The sequence below is a fragment of the Azospirillum sp. 11R-A genome (genome assembly GCF_049472615.1).
Lineage (GTDB): Bacteria > Pseudomonadota > Alphaproteobacteria > Azospirillales > Azospirillaceae > Azospirillum > Azospirillum palustre.
Window position 1 is genome coordinate 124641 of record NZ_JBCEBL010000007.1, and the last position, 17662, is coordinate 142302.

The following is a 17662-nucleotide window of genomic DNA, read 5'->3' on the forward strand; positions in this document are numbered from 1 at the left end:
CTCAGCCATTTCCCAGCAGCAACGCTTCCACATCGTCCAGGCGGGCCAGGGCCTGTTCGAAGTTCCCCGCGTCCACCACCTCGACCTCGGGCAGCGGAAACAGCAGGCGGGTGCCGCCCATCACCATCGCGCGTTCGCGCTCCAGGAACTCGCGGCGGAAATGCCAGGGCAGCACGAGGTAGAGGTCGGGCCGGAGCGCGCGGGACTCCGCTTCCGAGACAATCGGGATGTTTGTACCCGGCGTGACGGCGCCGACCTTGGCGGGATTGCGGTCGGCAGCGCATTCGACGAGATCCCGGCCGATGCCGCACCATTGCAGAAGCACGTTTCCCTTGGTTGAGGCGCCATAGACATGCACGCGCCCACCCCTGTCGCGGACGGCGCGCAGATGGCCGACCAGCTCGTCGCGCAGCGCCTCCGCCCGCCTCTGAAAGGCACGGTAGGGACGGTCCGTCGCCAGCCCCATCGCCGCCTCCCGACGCCGCAGCGCCTCCAGGAAGGCCCGGTCCTCCGCCGTGCCGAACCTTCCGTTCACGGCGTGGCAGGCGAAGCAGCGGATGCTGCCGCCGTTCATCCCGTTGACCTCCGCCCTGAAGATCCGCAGCCCGGCCCGGCTGGCAACGGTCTCCAGCACGGCGAGGCTGTAATACTCCAGATGCTCGTGGCACACCGTGTCGAAGGCGTTCCGCAGCAGCATGAGCGGCAGATAGGACAGCTCCAGCACCCACAGACCGTCCGGGGCGAGCAGGCCAGAGATCGCCGACGCAGCCCCGCAGGGGTCCTCGATGTCGTAGAACATGGCGATGGAGGTCACGATGTCGAACCGGCTGCCGGTGAGTTCGCCCAGGGCGGCATCGGAGGGAAAGAAGGCGTTGACGACGGTGACGTCGCCGGCAAGTCCGGCGGCGATGTCGGACGGATCGACCCCGACCCGCAGCGACGCGGCGGGATAGGACAGGAGCAGGGTGCCGTCGTTGCAGCCGATGTCGAGCACCGCCGGCGCCGGCCGGCCAGCCAGCGCCGCGGCCTGCCCGGCGATGCCGCGCAGGTGATCGCGCATCGTCGCGTTGAGGCCCGACCGGTACCAGTAGGTGCGGTACAGCAGATCGGGCAGCACGCTGGCGCTGGTCTGCAACAGCCCGCAGGACGCCGGATCGCCATCGCCACCGCAGCGCACGAGCCGCATGGGAAGCGTCACCTCGGCCGGCGCCGGCCGCCCCGGCTTGGCGAAGGCTCCCTGCAGCATCTGCGGGCCGAGGTCGATGACCGGCCGCAGGATCGGCGAACCGCAGACCCGGCAAGTCTGGCGCGGGCGAAGAAGCATACCGAGACCTCGGACAAGCCTAAAACCGGGGGCGTAAAACCGGGGCCGTGAGCCCGGGGAGAAGGGAACATGGGATGGAACGCACCGGCGTGGCAAGCCGCCCGGAGGATTGCCAAGACCTGGCCGATGATGCAGGGTCGCCCCCTGATCGATGGAAGGTAGGGAACGAATGGAACGGACCGCCGGTTCCCGCCTCAGGGATTTCACTCCTGTGCTGCGCCTCCCCCGCCGCGGGAGAGGAACGCCGGCCGGGAGCTGACCGGTGCATCCCTTCGCGATTGCGACGGCCGCCGACGCCGCCTATTTCCCGCTGCTTCAGGGGCTCGTCCGCTCGATCCGCGCCCTTCCGCAAGGGGCCGGAGTTCCCATCACCGTCCTCGATCTCGGGCTTGGGGCGGAGGACCGGCGCTGGCTGACCGGCGAAGGGGCGCGGCTGGCGGTCCCCGGTTGGGACCATCCCTTCGACCGGCCGATGCCGGAGTATTTCAAGGCGATGGTGTCGCGTCCCCATCTCCCGAACCATGTTCCCGACGCCGCCGTCATCCTGTGGCTGGACGCCGACTGCTGGGTGCAGGATTGGTCGGCCATCGAGCTGCTGCTGGCGGGCGCGGCGGCGACCGGCTTCGCCATCGTGCCGGAACTCGACCGTGCCTACACGCCCTTCTACGACGGCGCGCCTTACGCCCATCACCTCCACGACTGGTACAAGGCCTGCTTCGACGAGGACACGGCCCGTCGGCTCTTCGCCTATCCGCTGCTGAATTGCGGGGTGTTCGCCGCACGTCGCGACGCGCCGCACTGGGCGCTCTGGGCGCGCCTGCTGGCGGACTCGCTGCGCCGGACCGTGCTCTTCGTCAGCGAACAGGTCGCGTTGAACCTCGCCCTGCGCACCGGCGGGCTGCCGTTCAGCCAGTTGCCGGCGCGCTGCAATTGGATCTGTTTCCGTGCCACGCCCTTCGGGTCCGCGGACGGCCGGATGCTGCTGGAGCCGGAGCTTCCCCACGCCCCGCTCGGCATCCTGCATCTGGCCGGCTATCCCCTGCCCCGCAAGCAGGACCCCCTCACCCTTTCCACGCCCGACGGCGGCGCGGTCACCCGCCCGCTCAGTCATGCGCCGCCACCCGGAACACCGCATGCAACGGTGGAGGAGGCACTGGGCCGGGCTTTCGCCCTCTACCAACAGGGAAAGCCGGAGGAAAGCGGCAGGCTCTGCCGTGCGATCCTCAGCGCGTCGCCCGACCAGCCGGCGGCGGCCTTCCTGCTGGGCGTGGTGGAGTTCTCCCTGGGGCGGCAGGAGGACTCGCGGCGGCATTTCGCCCTCGCCGTCGCCTTACAGCCGGATCTGGCGGACGCCTTCAGCAACCTCGCCCTGCTGGAACGCCATGCCCGCCCCCGCCTCGCCGCCACCCTGATCCGGCGGGCGCTCCGCCTTCAGCCGGACGCCCTGCTCTTCACCCGGCTCGGCACCCTGCTCCGGGACGAACGGCGGGGCGGCGAGGCGCTGGAGGCCCATCGGCGGGCGCTGGCGCTCCAACCGGACTCGGCGGACGCATGGCGCGAGAGCGCCCACACCATGCGGGCGGCCAAGCGGCTGGCCCACGCCGCCCAGGGCTACGACCACGCCCACCGGCTTGCCCCGGAGCGGACCGAATCGCTGTGCGACCGCCTGTTCGCAAGCCTGTCCATCTGCGACTGGCGAACCCATGAGGAGACTTGCCGCCAACTGCTCGACGTCATCGACCGCGACCGGGGCGTGGTGCTGCCGCTGCTGAGCCTGCTCATCGGGACCAGCCCGGCCCAGCAGGACCGCGCGGCCCGCCGCTTCCACCGTGAGGCCGTCGGGCCGGTCCCGCCGGCTGCGGCCCCGCGGCGCCCCCTGCTGCCGGGGGGACGGCTGAACATCGCCTATCTCTCCGCCGACTTCCACGACCACGCCACCGCCCATCTGACGGCGGAGCTTTTCGAGCTGCATGACCGTGCGCGCTTTTCGATCTTCGGCTATTCCTACGGCGAGGATGACGGAAGCCCGATGCGGCGGCGGCTGGAAGCCGGCTTCGACCGCTTCCGCGACCTGCGGCAGGCCGATCCCGACACGGTCGCGACGCTCTGCGCAGAGGACGGCATCCACATCCTGGTGGACCTCAAGGGCTATACCCAGAACGCCCGGCTGACGCTGCTGGCGCGGCGTCTGGCGCCCATCCAGGTGGCCTATCTGGGCTATCCGGGACCCTTGGGCGCGGAACTGCTGGACTATGCCATCGGCGACCGCATCGTCACGCCGCCCGAGCACCAGCCCTTCTACCGCGAGCGGCTGGTCCGGATGCCCGACAGCTATCAGGTCAACGACCGCCGCCGGCCGACCGACGCCCCGATGCCGACGCGCGCGGCCTGTGGCCTGCCGGTCGAAGGCGTCGTCTTCTGCGCCTTCCACGCCGCCTTCAAGATCGCCCCCGCCCTGTTCGCCCTGTGGATGCGCATCCTGCGCCGCGTGCCAGCCGGCACGCTCTGGCTGCTGGACGCGGGAAGCGACGCCACCGCCAATCTGCGGATGGAGGCGGCGCGCCATGGCGTCGAGCCGGCGCGGCTGATCTTCGCCGCCCCCCGTCCGCAGGCCGAGCATCTCGCCCGCTACCGGCTCGCCGATCTGGCGCTCGACAGCTTTCCCTACACCGGGCACACCACCACCTCCGACGCCCTGTGGATGGGGGCGCCCGTCCTCACCCTGCATGGCGGAACCTTCGCCTCCAGCGTGGCGGCCAGCCTGCTGCACGCCGCCGGCCTGCCGGAAACGGTCACCGGCTCCGTCGCGGAGTACGAGGAACGGGCGGTGCAGCTGGCCGGACAGCCGGCGACGCTCGCCGGCTTTCGCCGCCGGCTGGAGGCCGGCCGCAGCACGTCCCCCCTGTTCGACAGCCCGCGCTTCACGCGGCATCTCGAACGCGCCTTCCAGACCATGTGGGACCGCCACGCCGCCGGCCTGCCGCCGGAAGCCTTCACGGTCGAGCCGTCCTGACTTCGATGGCCAAGAAGGACCCGGCCCTGGCCCCCGCGGCCTCAGCCGCCCAGGCTTTCCAGCACCGCGCACAGCCGTGACACGACCGCGCTCCAATCGCCGCGCCGTTCCTGCCGGAACAGGCGCATGGTCGGATACCAGGGGGTGCAGACGCCATGCTCCAGCCACCGCCAGTCCGGAGCGAAGGGCAGCACGGTCCACACCGGCCGCCCGAGCGCCCCGGCGAGATGGGCCGGCCCGGTGCAGGAACTGACGATCAGATCCAGGTTCTCCATGATCGCCGCCGTGTCGGCGAAGTCGGCGATGTCCGCGCCGAGGTCGACGAAGCCGGCGGGCAGCGGCCCGCACCGATCCAGATCGTGCCTCCCGGCTCCCTTCTGAAGCCCGAAGACCGAAACCCCCGGCAGATCGAGCAGGGGCCGGAAGGCCGCCAGACCGGGGGAGCGCAGCCCGTCGCCCTTGAACTCCGGGTTGCCGGCCCAGACCAACCCGACGCGGAGACCAGTTTTTGAACCGAGGCGCGCTCGCCAGCTCTCCACCAGATCGGGTTCCGCCCGCAGATAGGCGAACGGTGCCGGAATGGTGTAGAGGGTGGCGCGCAGCATATGAGGCAGGCTCGCCAGAGCCACATGGACGTCGTGCGGCGGCGGCGGGCCGTGACGGGGAACGACGCCGGCGATCCCCGGCATCGACGAAAGCAGCCGGACGAGTTGCCCGTTGCAGTCCAGCAATACCCGCGCGCCGTGCGTCTGGAGCAGCGCGGCGTAGCGCGCGAACATGATCGTATCCCCGACCCCCTGCTCGTCGTGAACCAGCAGGGTTCGTCCCGCGAGAGGCGATCCGTCCCAGACCGGCGAGGCGAAGTCGCGGCGGGGCGAGGGGAAGTCCGTCATGCGGGACCGCCATTCATACTCCGCGAATCCTTCGCGGAACTCCCCCTTGATCAGAAGACCGTGGCTCAGCGCGGTGTGCGCCTCGGCCAGCGCCGGTTCCAGGATGGCGGCGCGGCGTGCCAGGACGATGGACTCGTCCACCCGCATCTCGTCACGGGCGACGAGGCCGAGATTGAGATGGGCGTGGGCGCCGTCCGGCTGCACCGCGATGGAGCGGCGGAAGCAGGCGGCGGCTTCTTCGTAGCGACCCAGGTCCTGATAGGTGATGCCAAGGTTGTTGAGGGTTCCCGGCTCGCCGGACGAGAACCCCAGCGCGCTGCGGTAGGCGGCCATCGCCTCCTCCACCCGCCCGAGCCGGCGCAGCGCCACGCCGAGATTGGTGTATCCCGCCACCGACAAGGGCGTCATGCCGAGAAGCGTCATCAGCGTCCCGACCGCCTCCTCGTTCCGGCCGGCGTGGAGGAGCGCATGGGCGTGCTTGAGCCTCGGCTCCGTCGACCACGGGCTGAGAACCAGCACCCGCCCGAGCACATCGGCAGCGGCACCATGCTCGCCCACGTCGGACAGAATGTCGGCAAGAGTGCCGAGGCCGTCGGGCAGGCAGGGGTCGAGCGCGAGTGCCAGGCATGCGCCCACCCGCGCCTTGCCGGGTTGACCCAGCTGACGCAGGGCGCCGGCAAGGCTGGAAAAGCTGGCGGGATTGCCGGGGTCCTGGCGGATGGATTCCCCGATGAGCTGCGCTGCGACCACCGGCCGGCCGTGATGAAGCGCGAGCACCCCCAGCAGATGCAGGGCGCCGGGATGGCCGGGCCGGGCGGCCAGCACCGCCCGGTAGGCGAGTTCCGCCTCTTCCGCGCGGCCGGCGGCATGATGGGCGATTGCGGCTTGCAGAAGCCCGTCCAGGCGGCCGGCATCCATCGTCACAGCAGGACCGGACTGGACCAGGGGGAATAAGGAACCAGCGCCTGCTGGGCCTTGTCGGGACGGACGACGCTTCGGGCGCACCGGTTCAGCATGGTCGCAACGAAGGAGAAGCTGCTGTTGGACACCGCCACCAGATCGGCCTCGCACAGCACATGGAAATCGGTGAGGAACTCCGCGCCGGGGATCGGCTCCGCCACATCGCGGGCGGAAAGCGGCCGGTAGGCGGCGAAGGCGGAGAGGCAGCGCGGGTCGTCGGTCGCGACGTAGAGGACCGGCCGGTCGAGGCCGGGCCAGACCGCGTCCAGCCAACGGAGGTACCAGCTTTCAGGGGCCATCCAGAACGGCCCCCAGCCGAAGTCGCCGCGCCGGATGTGCACGGCTACCACGGTATGGCCGGCCCCGCGCAGGCGGGCGGTCAGCGCATCCGTCCAAGGCCGGATGTGCGGCCCCGGCGTGAAGAAGCCGCGGAAGGTTTCCCGATGCGGTGCCAGGAAGCCGGTGTCGCCGCAGAAATAGGCGGTGACGTCGCGGTCGGCCAGCACCTCGTCCTCCACCCCGCTCTCCACACCACTGAGCGAGGCCATGACGCTGGCCTCGACCTGCCGTTCCGGCAAGCGGAGCAAGGCCGGGCCGGGCATCGGATCGTCCAGCCCATAGAGATGCCTGCCCGGCCAGGGTGGCACTTCCAGGGTAAGACCGTGCCGCGCGGCGTACAGGCGCAGGACGCCATATTGCAGAAGCTGGTTGCCGAACCGTCCATGCCAACCGAGCGAGGTCGAGGCGAGCCGGCGTCCCGTCCCCGCCCTCAACGCCGGAGCGGGCGGCGGTCCATAGCGCCGGGTGAGCCGATTGACGGCACGCCCGGTGAATGCCCCACCCCGGCCCGGGTTACAGCGGATCGCGCGCTCCCAGCCTGGAAGCGCCGCATCCGGCCGGCCGAGCGCCTCCAGGGCGCCGGCAAGGGCGGTGTGGCCGTCGAACAGGCCCGGTGCGAGTGCCAGCGCACGCCGCGCATGCTCCGCTGCGTCCGCCGGACGGCCGAGGCCGAGGGCCGTCTCAGCCCGCTCGGCGCGGATCTCTCCCAGATCCGGTTCAACCCGCGCGGCCCATCCGAGAAGCCTTTGCGCGATCCCCGCCTGCCCCCGCCGCCTTTCGGTGCGCCCCAACAGGAACAGAGTACCGCCATGCTCCGGCCGGAGAGCCAGCGCCTCCCGCAGATGGCGGGCTGCCGGATCGAGAACCCCCTGCTCGAACCTCAGCGAAGCGAGGTTGAAGCGCGCCGCCCCGGCATCCGGGTGAAGGCTCGCCACCGCCTGGAACCCGCGGAGCGCCAGGGCATCGCGCTTGAGCGTGTTGGCCGCCAGCCCCAGCTCGAACCAGACCGCCGCATTGGACGGATCGAGGGCCGCTGCCCGGACCAGTGCTGCAACGGCAGGCTCCGGCCTCTGGTCGCGGATCAGTTCCTTCCCCGTCTCCAGCCAGACGGCGGCGTCCGTCTGCGGTGCCGGAGGCGCCGACGGCCCGGCCATCGCGTTGCCCGCCAGGCTGTAAAGGCGGCGCCGGGTCAACAGTTCGATCGCCACGAAGCGGCTGTCCGGCTTCTCGCGCTCCGCCGACGGGGGGCCGCCGGTCATCTCGGCCCGTTGCCGCTCCAGCGCGTTGCCCGGCCGCATCGTGTAGTGAACGGTCTTGTCGAAGATCTTCAGGCCGCCAAACCGGCTATGCAGGGCACGGCTGTAGGCCACATCGTCGGCGACCGCCGGGTAGAAAGGCGCTTCCTCCGGAAAGCCGCCGATCCGGTCGTGACAGTCGCGCCGGACACAGAGATTGCCGGGATAGCAGTTTTCCGACGCCTGCCGCCAATCCTCGGTGACTTCGGCGTCGATCCCGTCGAACAGCATGCCGGTTCGAACGAAGCCGGCCTCGGGCGCCTCGTCCAGGGCCCGGATCGTCAGAAAGAGGTGCCGTTCCAGGTAATAATCGTCGGCATCGAGAAACCAGAGATAGCGCCCCATCGCGGCGGCGGCACCCGCATTGCGTGCCCGCCCCGCACCCCGGTTCAGGTTGTTGGCGATAATCGCGACGCTCTGTTCCGGGTGCGCCCGCGCCCATCGCAGCGCCCGTGACACGGTGTCGTCCGGTGAGGCGTCGTCGACGACGCAGACATGGACCTTCGCTTCCGCGTCGCCGGACGCCGCCCGGTGGTGGCGGACAGCCGCCAGGACACTGTCGAGCGCCCGCTCTATGGTGTCCTCCATCTGGTAAACGGGAATCACCACCGTGCCGATGAAGTCGTAATCGGCACGGTGACGGGCGATGCCGGACAGTGCGGCGCCAAGGCCATTGTCCGCCATCCGGGACGCCGCATGGAAATGGGCGGCTTCGTCGTCTCGTCCCTGAACGAAGCGCAGAACGCCGAGAACATGCGCGAAGTCCCCGCGCGGGGCGATGATTTCGGCCAAGGGCTCGATGACCGCGGCCGCCTCGTCGACCTGTCCGCTCTGCATCAGCGTCACGGCCCGGTTGAGCGCGGGGGTGATCACCCCGTCGATCTGCTGTTCCAGAACCGCACCGTCTCCGTGCAGCCAGGCGGCCCGGACGAACAGCGACAGGGCCTGCCGCCTGTTCCCGGCCCGGCAGGCGTCCACCGCCAGATGCTGCCAGGGCAGAGCATCCGCCGGATCCCCGGCCAGCGTCCGCCTGTGCATTTTCACCGAACCCGGATCGTCCGTCATCTGCCGGTCACCGCCTGCACGATGACCGTGTCCTCGCCTGCCCGCATCGCCCTTCGCAAAAGCCTACGACCTTCATGCCGGTGGTGGCGGGTGCTATGATGCAGGGTTTACCGCCCCAATGGTTGCATCGCACATGAACTTAACGCCGGCCCCCTCGGCCTTCAAGCCATGATCGAAACGGATGAGGCCGATAAGGCGCCCGATGACGACGACCGCCTCCGCAAGGCCGCGGAGGCGGCGCTCGACGCCGATCCTTCCAATGCGGAGGCGTGGAGCATCCTGGGCATGTCCCTGCGCCGCGCCGGAAGACTGGCGGAGGCCATCGCCTGCCATCGCCGTGGCCTGGAACACGCGCCCGGGAAGGGCGGCATCTGGAGCAACCTCGGCAATGCGCTGACCGAAGCCGGACGCCTTGCCGAAGGGGTCGCGGCGCAGGAGGAGGCCGTCCGGCGCGCCCCCCGCGACCGGACGGTTCTGTTCAACCGCGCGGTCGCGCTGCGCAAGGCGGGGCGGTATGCCGAAGCCCTGGCTGCAATAGACCGCGCGGTCACCGAAAACGGCGGACCAACGGCGCTGCTGCGGTGGGAACGGGCGCTGACGCGGCTGCAGATCGGCGACTATGTGCACGGCTTCGACGATTACGAGGCGCGAAAGCAGATTCCCTCCTATCTCGCGCGCGCCCCTTCGGCGCCATCATGGAACGGGCAGCCCTTGGACGGACGCCGCGTCTTCGTGACGGCCGAGCAGGGCTTCGGCGATTCCCTGCTGGTGGCCCGCTATCTTCCGATGGTCAGGCAGGCCGGCGGACGGCCGATCTACGAATGCCATCCGGAATTGCGGCGGGTGTTGTCCGGCCTCGCCCCTGACGAGTGGAGGCCGTGGGGAGCGCCCGCGCCGGCCTGCGATGTCGAGGTGTCGCAAATGACCCTGCCGATGCTGTTCGGCACGACGCTCGCCTCCGTGCCGCCTCCGGTGGCGCTCACCGTCCCGGCGGACGCCCGCGAGAAAGCGGCGCGGCTGCTGGGGGACCGGGAACCGGGAACGCTGCGCGTCGGCATCGTCTGGGCGGGCCGGTCCAGCTTCGCCGACAATGCGTGGCGCGCCACGACGCTGACGCCGTTCCTGGGCCTCGCCGAACTTCCGGGTGTACGGCTCTACAGCCTTCAGAAAGGACCTCAGGAGGCCGAACTGGACGCGCTCGGCCCGGCCGGCCGGCTGGTGGTGCCGCTCGGCCCCCATCTGGAGGATTTCGCCGACACCGCGGCGATGATCGAGCGGCTTGATCTGGTCATCATGACGGACAGCGCCGTGGCGCATCTGGCCGGCTCGCTCGGCACCCCCATCTGGAACCTCGTGCAGCACGTCCCCTACTGGATCTATGGCTTCACCGGCGAGCGCACGCCCTGGTATCCGTCGATGCGTCTGTTCCGCCAGGGGCCGGAACTGGACTGGGCGCCCGTCTTTGCAAGCGTCCGCGCGGCTCTTCACGACGAGGTCGGGCGGCGCACCGCGCAGGACGCCCTCACCGACGGGGTTCCCTGACCTCCCGCTGCAGAGCGGTGCATAGCGCGGCCACGACATCGCTCCAGTCACCCGCGCGCGCCTGCCGGAACAGCCGCATGGTCGGATACCAGGGACTGTCGGTCCGCTCCAGCATCCATCGCCACTCGGACTCCGCGCGCACGATGGTCCAGACCGGCCGCCCCAGCGCTCCGGCAAGATGGGCGACCGCACTGTCCACGGAGATGACCAGATCGAGTTGCGCCACGACAGCCGCGGTATCGGCGAGGTCGTCCAACCCGTCGCCGACATCGTGGAAGCCCGCGGGAAGCCGACCGCCCAGCTGTTCCAGATCCGCCCGGCCGCCGCCCTTCTGAAGGGAGACGAAGGCGATGCCAGGAAGGTCGAGGAGCGGCAGCAGAGGCTTCAAACCCGGCGAGCGCTTCGCATCGTCGGGAAGGTCCGCGTTACCGGCCCAGACCAGCCCGACGTGCAGCCCCGCCCGCACCGGCCCCAGCCGGTCGCGCCACATCCCGACAAGGGCGGGTTCGGCAGCAAGGTAAGGCACCTCAGCCGGAACCGTGGCGAGGGTCGTGCCGAGGAGATGCGGCAGGCTCATCAGGGCCGCATGACCATCATGCTGCGGTGTCGGTGCGGAATGCCCGACCACCGTCGCCACGCCCGGCAACGTGGCGAGGAGCCGTACCAGCGCGTCCCGGCACTGTACGATCACATGGGCGCCGCGCCGCGCAAGCAGCGGCGCGTAGCGGGCGAACTGAATCGCGTCGCCGAGCCCCTGCTCGTCGTGCAGAAGGATACGTCGACCGTCGAGAGCGCCGCCGCTCCATGGCGGCGTCGGCAGACCGCGCGCCTCCACCTGCCCATCGGCCAGCTGGGTGCGCCACTCATAGGCGCGGAACCCCGGCGCCAGATCGCCCCGCATCAGCAGACAGGTTGCCAGGAGCGTGTGGGCTCCGGGGTCCTCGGGCCGCTGCGCGACGAGGCGGCGGCACGCGGTCTCCGCGTCGTCCAACCGGTGCAGGCTGCGCAGGACCAAGGCGCGGTTCATCAGCGTCTCGGCATGGTCCGGCTCCAGGACCATCGCACGCGACAGGGCGTCGAACGCCGCCTCGTCCCCTCCGACCCGCATCGACAGGGCGAGGCCCAGATTGTTCAGCAGGCCAGCATCGGCCGGCATCAGCGCCAGCGCGCGACGGCCGACCGCCACCGCCCGTTCGTGGAGGCCGAGGTTTTTCAATGCGACCGCGAGGTTGCCATAGGCGCGATGCTCCTCCGGCTCGCGGCGGACAAGGTCGATCAGGACCGCCACTCCCGCCTCGTACCGGCGGAGCAGCAGCAGGCTGCGGGCGAGCTTGAAAAGGTGGAAGCTTCCCTCGGGGTCCAACCGGGTGCAGCAGCGCAGGGGTTGGAGCGCCTCGGCTGTCGCGTTGCGGGCGAGCAGCCGCTCGGCAAGCGCGTGGAAGGCTTCGATGTTGGTTGGATCGAGGGCTGCGGCCCGGCGCCAGAGCGCCTCGGCCGCCGTGCCGTCCCCCTCCCTCTCCCGTGCCCGGCCGTTCTCAATCAGGGTCTCCGGCGCCGGTTCCGCCTGCGGGGCGATCCAGCCGAGATGGCGGAAGCGGGCGAGCGTTTCCCGGATGCGCGCCGGATAGTGCCCGTCGATGGGCATGCGGCGAAGGCCCGTCCAAATGCCGGGCAGGACGCCGTCGTCGAAGCGGCCGGTGGCGTAGAAACGGTCGAGCCGGGCTTGGTTGGCCTGCGGATCGCGGTCGAAGCCGGCCATCATCTCACGATGGGCGAAAGCCTCCAGCTTTGCGCGGAAACGAGCGGCACCCCCCATCCAGGTGAAATGCCACCCGGCATCCGGGATGACCCGCCCGATCCCCTGCTTGGCCAGATAGCGGGCGCGGTTCGCACCGATGCGGCGGATCAGCTCCCAGGGGGCGGCCGCCACCGAAATCCACGGGTCGGGTGCCTTGAGGTCGAGGAAATAGAGGAAGATGTCGAGATGCGGGGCGAAAAGCGTGGCACCCGTGCCTGCTCCACCGCCTGCGCCCTCGTCCATCTCCCAACGCAGCCGCTCGACGACCGGCGCGCGCAGGATCTCGTCGGCGTCGGAAATGAGGATCATGTCGCTGGGCCGGCAGTCCCCCAGGCCACGGAGGATCGCGTCCCTCTGGTATGCCTCGCGGTTCCAGGCGAAGCCGCCCGGATCCTCGGCGACGACGACGTGGACGATCTTGTCCGCATAGGCTGCAAAGCGCGCCCGGTTGTCGGCGTAATACAGCGGCTTGGCCGCGCCGGCATGGGTATGGGTCGCCTCGACCAGGACGAAGCGGTCAACCACCGGGTAGAGTTCCGCCAGCCGGACCTCCAGCAGATCCAGCTCGTTGTAGAACTGGAAGCAGTCGAAGACCCGCCGCCCGCCGGGCGGCAGCGGAGACGGCGGCGGCAATTCGGGCAGCGCCGTCCGGTAGGCCAACCAGGCGTCATAGCCCCGCAGGGCCGACCAGACGCCGGTGCGCGCCTCCTCATCGTTGTGATCGAGGTGCAGCGACCGCTCCACCAGCTCGATCATCCGGCGCGCCTCCGCACGCCAGACCGGGTCGGCCAACCGCTGGTCGCCTCCCGAGTTCAGATGGGCGCCCAAAGCCTCCATGAGCTGCTGTTGGGCAGAGACGATCCTGGCGGTGACCGCCGTGGCGCCCCCTGTCGAAACGGACGGCAGGGAGGCCGGCGCCAGGGAAAACGGCGCCGGGGAGACCGGTGCCAGCAACTCCTTGAACCAGTCCATCCAGCCCCGCGCCCGCACATCCCAGATCGTCCCGGCGTTCGCGTGTTCGACCTGGGCACGGAGCCGCCGGCCGACGCCGATGGGATCGTCCCGCAGGTCCCGCAGGGCGGCCACCGCCGCCTCGGCATAGCGCCGCGCGTGCTCCTGCGGATCGTCCGGCACCGGTATGAGACGCGCGAACCCGGCACCGCTTTCCGGGAGGGCACCCAATTGGCTCGACACCACGAGGCAGCCGGCTGCCAGCGCCTCCAGCACGGCGATGCAGGAGGTCTCGGCGAAGCGGTTGAGATAGGCAAGGCAGGTCGCCTCCCGCATCGCTCCCGCCAATTCCACCTGGCCGAGGCCGCCGAGATACTCCACCCCCTCGGTCTCGCGACAGCGCTGGTACAGGGCGATGAAGGGATCCTGCCCGGCGGAGACCTGATAGGCCTCCAGGCTCGAACACACGCGCAGCCGGGTTCCCGGAATCGCCGCCCGGATCAGCGAAAAGCTGTCGAGCAGCACGTCGAGGCCACGGAACGGCGTGCTGGTGTAGGTCAGAATCGGCGGCCAGGGCTTCGCCGCCAGGATGTCCTCGTCCGGCCCGAACAGGTTGGCGAAGGCCGGCGCGATCCCATTGCGCATCACCCGGCAGACGGTCGGATCGAAAGGGAAGGCGTTCAGATACCCGTCCATCTGCCATCGGCTGACGAAGGCGATGCCGTCCAGGCAGTCGCGCAGGCCGGCGTCGGCCAGATTGGCCACGGCCGGCTGGTCGACGGCGTGCTGCGTCCAAAGGATCAGTTTGCGGTCGCCGCCCAGCTTGGCGCGCAGACGCAGCAGAAACTCCCGGTCGCACCCGTTCAGGAACACCACGACGTGAAAGTCGCACAGATCCTCGAGGCGGATCGAAGCGATGGGCAGGCAGCGCACCCCGCGCACGGTGACGGCCGTGCGCGTGCCGTTGACCATCGTGACCGCATGACCGGCGGCGGCCAGCGCCTCGGTCAGGTAGCAGAGTGCCGATTGCGACCCGCCGAGCGGCCGATGACGCGGCGTCCCGGGAGTGTAATCGCCTCCCGCCGGGTCTATGAATGCGATCTTGACGGTCATGCCTTGAAGGTCGAGATGGGCCGGCGCTAAATAACGGGCCGGCCGGATGCCGGCACTTCCTGCTGCATAGCACCAGTCCCCACCGGGAAGGTCAACCGGCATTTGCACCGTGCGTCGAAAGGCTGTGCGTGGAACAGAACATTGCCTTGACTTGGCAGCTTTCGGAAATTCACGGCTGGGGTCTGGTCGGCGTGCATACGGCGCTTTGCCTGTTGGCCCAGGGCCGCCCGCCGCTGTTGCTGGAACAGCCGCTGCTGACCACCCTGCGGCCGGAGAACCGGGAAAGAGTGACGGCCCTGCTTGCCGGCTATGAGCGCATCGGCGCCATCGCCGGTCGGGTCCGCGACAGGGTGGTGGTCATCGAAGGCTGGACGCTGCTGCATGCGCTGGCCAACGGCTTCACCGAGGGGCCGACATCCGCGCGCTTCCGCGGCAGCCGCAATGTCGGCGTGATCGCCTTCGAGGACAGCCGGTTCGATGCCGCCACGCTGGAGCGGGCGCGCCGCTACGACAAGCTCGTGGTGCATTCGACCTACAACCGGGATTTGCTTCTGGAGCAGGGACTCCCGGAGGTCGGCTGCGCTTTCCAGGGCATCGATCCGGGTGAGTGTCCTGCGCTGCCTCCCACCGGCCGGTTCGGTGACCGCTTCGTCATCTTCTCCGGGGGCAAGCTGGAGTTCCGCAAGGGCCAGGACATCGTGTTGGCCGCCTTCCGCCATTTCCACCGGCGCCACCCCGAAGCGCTGCTGGTCACCGCGTGGCACAATCACTGGCCGCATACCTCCAAAACGATCGCCGAATCCCCGTTGACGCCCGTACCCCCGATGATCGGCGAGAACGGTAAGCTGCGGATCGTGGAATGGGCGATGGCGCATGGCGTGCCTCCGGAAGGCTTCATCGACATGGGTTTCCTCCCAAGGCATCGGATCGCGGCGATCATGGCCGACTGTCACGCCGCCGTTTTCCCCAACCGCTGCGAGGGCGCCACCAACCTTGTCGCCATGGAGGCGATGGCCTGCGGTGTGCCGGTGATCCTGTCGGCCAACACCGGGCATCTCGACCTGATCCATGAGGACAATTGCCTGGCTCTCCGCAACCAGACTCCAGTCGTCGATCCCACCGGCTCGCGCCGCGGCTGGGGCGAATCCGCTGTGGACGAGATGATCGAACAATTGGAGAGCATCTATACCGACAGCACGGCCGCGCGGGTTCGCGCCGAAAAGGCCAGAACCTTCATGCACGGTGAACGGACCTGGCGCAACTTTGCCAACTCTTTCATTCAAGCTGCCGGCTGAGCCGTCGTGGGACGTTACCAGGCTTGCGGAAACGCACCATGCTGCGGCGGCCCGCCACTGCACTCGGGATGCATGAATCCTTCTCATGCATGGAGGCCGGATAAATCGTTTGTCGCAAACTGGCCGGATGCGGAGGTTTGGGCCGAGCTTTTGAGCATCGACAATTGGAGGAATGGCCTTGGCAAACGGAATTGAACGCTACCCGCTGGACGAGTCCTCGCCCTACCGGACCCAGTTCCTGGAATCGGTGCGGGTGCCGGTCGATGGTACCGAATTCCTGATGCTGAGCGGGCTGACGCCGCCGGTCATCGACGGCTCCGTTCCGAGCGACCGCATCGAGGCCTATGGCGACACGGAAATGCAGACCCGCAACATCCTGACGCAGCTGAAAGCCACGCTGGAACGGCGCGGCTATGGCCTGAACGACGTGGTCAAGGTCCAGGCCTTCCTGGTCGGCGATGCGCGGATGGGCGGACGGGCCGATTTCCAGGGCTATTCCCGCGCCTACGCCGAGGTGTTCGGCACCGCCGAAACCCCGAACATTCCGGTGCGCACCCGTGTGCAGGTGGCCGGGCTGGTGGAGCCGGGCTGGCTGGTGGAGATCGAGGCGATGGCCGCCAAGGCGGGGTGACCGCCGTCGCGACGGTCGGGCGGGACGGTCAGGCGGGACGCTCCGACGCCCCGCCCAACCGGTCGGCGATGGCCAGGACCAGATCGTCCGCGCCCGGCCGCCCGACGATCTGGACCCCCACCGGCATCCCGTTGCGGTCGTGCCCGGCCGGCAGCGCCAGCGCCGGCAGGCCAAGCAGGCTGAAGGGGCGGTTGAAGCGCAGGAAGGCCAGGGTGGTGGCGCCGGCAATGGTGACATCGTCGTCGTCGACACCGTCCAGACGCGGAGCCGGCCCACCGATCACCGGACAGAGCAGAACGTCCGCCGCAGCGAAAGCGCCCTCGATAACCGCCGCCCGATGGGCCTCGCGGTCGCGCAATGCCTGATCGTAGGCGTCGCGTCCCACCTCGGCCGCCGCGACCAGACGCCGCCGCACCGCCGCCGGATACCAGTCCGGACGCTCGGCCAGCGCCGTCCGGTGCAGGGCCGACGCCTCGAACGAGGTGATGGTCCCGGCGCAGGCGTTCAACGCGTCGAGCGGCGGCAGGGCGACCTCGGCCGCCAGCGCCCCGTCCCCGGTCATCCGGCACAGAACGGACCGGATGACCGCGGCGACCTCCGGATCGACGCCGGTCCGGAGCCATTCCACCGGCAAACCGACACGCAGAGGGCCGATGCGCAGACGGCTATCGTGTTGCTCCCTGAACGCCGGATCGCGCAGCGCGGCGAACACCGCGCGCAGCAGGGCGGGATCGCGGGCGATGAGGCCGATCTCGTCCTGCGAGGGCGACAGCGGCGCGATGCCGGGATCGCCGATGGCCCCGGCCGTCGGCTTGAAGCCGAGGACGCCGCACAGGGCGGCCGGGATGCGCACCGACCCGCCGGTGTCGGTGCCGAGCGCGAAGGGCACGATACCGGCCGCGACCGCCGCCGCCGACCCGCTCGACGATCCGCCGACGGCGAACCGCGCATCCAGCGGGTTCAGCACCCGCCCGAAATAGGGATTGAGCCCGGTGGCGGCATAGCAGTGCGGGTCGAGGTTCAGCGCCCCGATGGCGATGGCTCCGGCCGCCGCCAGACGGTCGAGCGCCACGCTGGTCCGCGCCCCACCCCAGCGGTAGCCGTGCCCGCCCCCCACCGTCGGCTGCCGCCCGGCGGTGACGAACACGTCCTTGTACGCGAAGGGCAGACCCCAGGGTGCCGGTCGCGGACCGTCCGCCGAAACCGCCGGCAGGGCCCGCGCCCGCTCCTCCGCATCGGGGAACAGCTCGATGAAGGCGTTGAGCCGGCTGGCGCGCGCCGCGGCCAGGGCGGCCGCGACGGCCTGGGCAGGCTCGCGGGGAGACGCGGCGGTCATGCTGGGGCCCTTTCAACAATGGTGCCGCGCATGGCGGCGGCAACGGCAGCTGCGGAAATCCCGGAACGGCCCCGTCTCCGGCAGGCGGAAACGGAGCCGTCCGGCCG

The 17662-nt window shown here is 70.0% G+C and carries 9 protein-coding genes; 4 read left to right on the plus strand and 5 right to left on the minus strand.

The genetic code is table 11. From position 1 onward, the window contains the following. Position 1: 1 nt before the first annotated feature. A complete protein-coding gene (locus VH569_RS12765; protein ID WP_423315663.1) occupies positions 2 to 1324 on the minus strand; it encodes a class I SAM-dependent methyltransferase in 1323 nt (440 codons plus the stop codon). 262 nt (positions 1325 to 1586) lie between these two features. Here VH569_RS12765 and VH569_RS12770 point away from each other — a divergent pair, with 262 nt between their 5' ends. After that, positions 1587 to 4337 carry a hypothetical protein gene (locus VH569_RS12770; protein WP_423315664.1) on the plus strand — a complete coding sequence of 917 codons (2751 nt, stop codon included), beginning with the start codon at positions 1587 to 1589 and terminating at the stop codon, positions 4335 to 4337. A 41-nt stretch (positions 4338 to 4378) separates the two neighbouring features. Here the strand turns inward: VH569_RS12770 and VH569_RS12775 are convergent, their stop codons facing one another. Beyond that, on the minus strand, positions 4379 to 6148 hold the full coding sequence (locus VH569_RS12775) for a tetratricopeptide repeat protein (protein WP_423315665.1): 1770 nt from the start codon (positions 6146 to 6148) through the stop codon (positions 4379 to 4381). 2 nt (positions 6149 to 6150) lie between these two features. Beyond that, positions 6151 to 8889 (minus strand): glycosyltransferase, encoded by a 2739-nt coding sequence (locus tag VH569_RS12780; RefSeq protein WP_423315666.1) that lies wholly within the window; start codon positions 8887 to 8889, stop codon positions 6151 to 6153. Positions 8890 to 9057: 168 nt separating this feature from the next. On the opposite strand from VH569_RS12780, the gene VH569_RS12785 reads away from it, so the two are divergent. Continuing rightward, the gene (locus tag VH569_RS12785) at positions 9058 to 10431 is read left to right on the plus strand and encodes a tetratricopeptide repeat protein (RefSeq protein WP_423315667.1); all 1374 of its coding nucleotides are present in this window, start codon (positions 9058 to 9060) and stop codon (positions 10429 to 10431) included. Here the strand turns inward: VH569_RS12785 and VH569_RS12790 are convergent. Then, the gene (locus tag VH569_RS12790; RefSeq protein WP_423315668.1) at positions 10412 to 14293 is read right to left on the minus strand and encodes a tetratricopeptide repeat protein; all 3882 of its coding nucleotides are present in this window, start codon (positions 14291 to 14293) and stop codon (positions 10412 to 10414) included. The two genes, VH569_RS12785 and VH569_RS12790, sit on opposite strands and share 20 nt — an antisense overlap. A gap of 128 nt (positions 14294 to 14421) precedes the next feature. Between VH569_RS12790 and VH569_RS12795 the strand changes: the two genes are divergently transcribed. Next, positions 14422 to 15588: a glycosyltransferase family 4 protein gene (locus VH569_RS12795; protein ID WP_423315669.1), complete on the plus strand. Its 1167-nt coding sequence runs from the start codon at positions 14422 to 14424 to the stop codon at positions 15586 to 15588. 178 nt (positions 15589 to 15766) lie between these two features. Beyond that, positions 15767 to 16219, plus strand: coding sequence for a RidA family protein (locus VH569_RS12800; RefSeq protein WP_423315670.1), 453 nt, complete (start codon positions 15767 to 15769; stop codon positions 16217 to 16219). Between the two features lie 28 nt (positions 16220 to 16247). Here VH569_RS12800 and VH569_RS12805 read toward each other — a convergent pair whose 3' ends face one another. Next, entirely contained in the window at positions 16248 to 17555 is a 1308-nt protein-coding gene (locus VH569_RS12805; RefSeq protein WP_423315671.1) for an amidase, read from the minus strand. Positions 17556 to 17662: the final 107 nt, after the last annotated feature.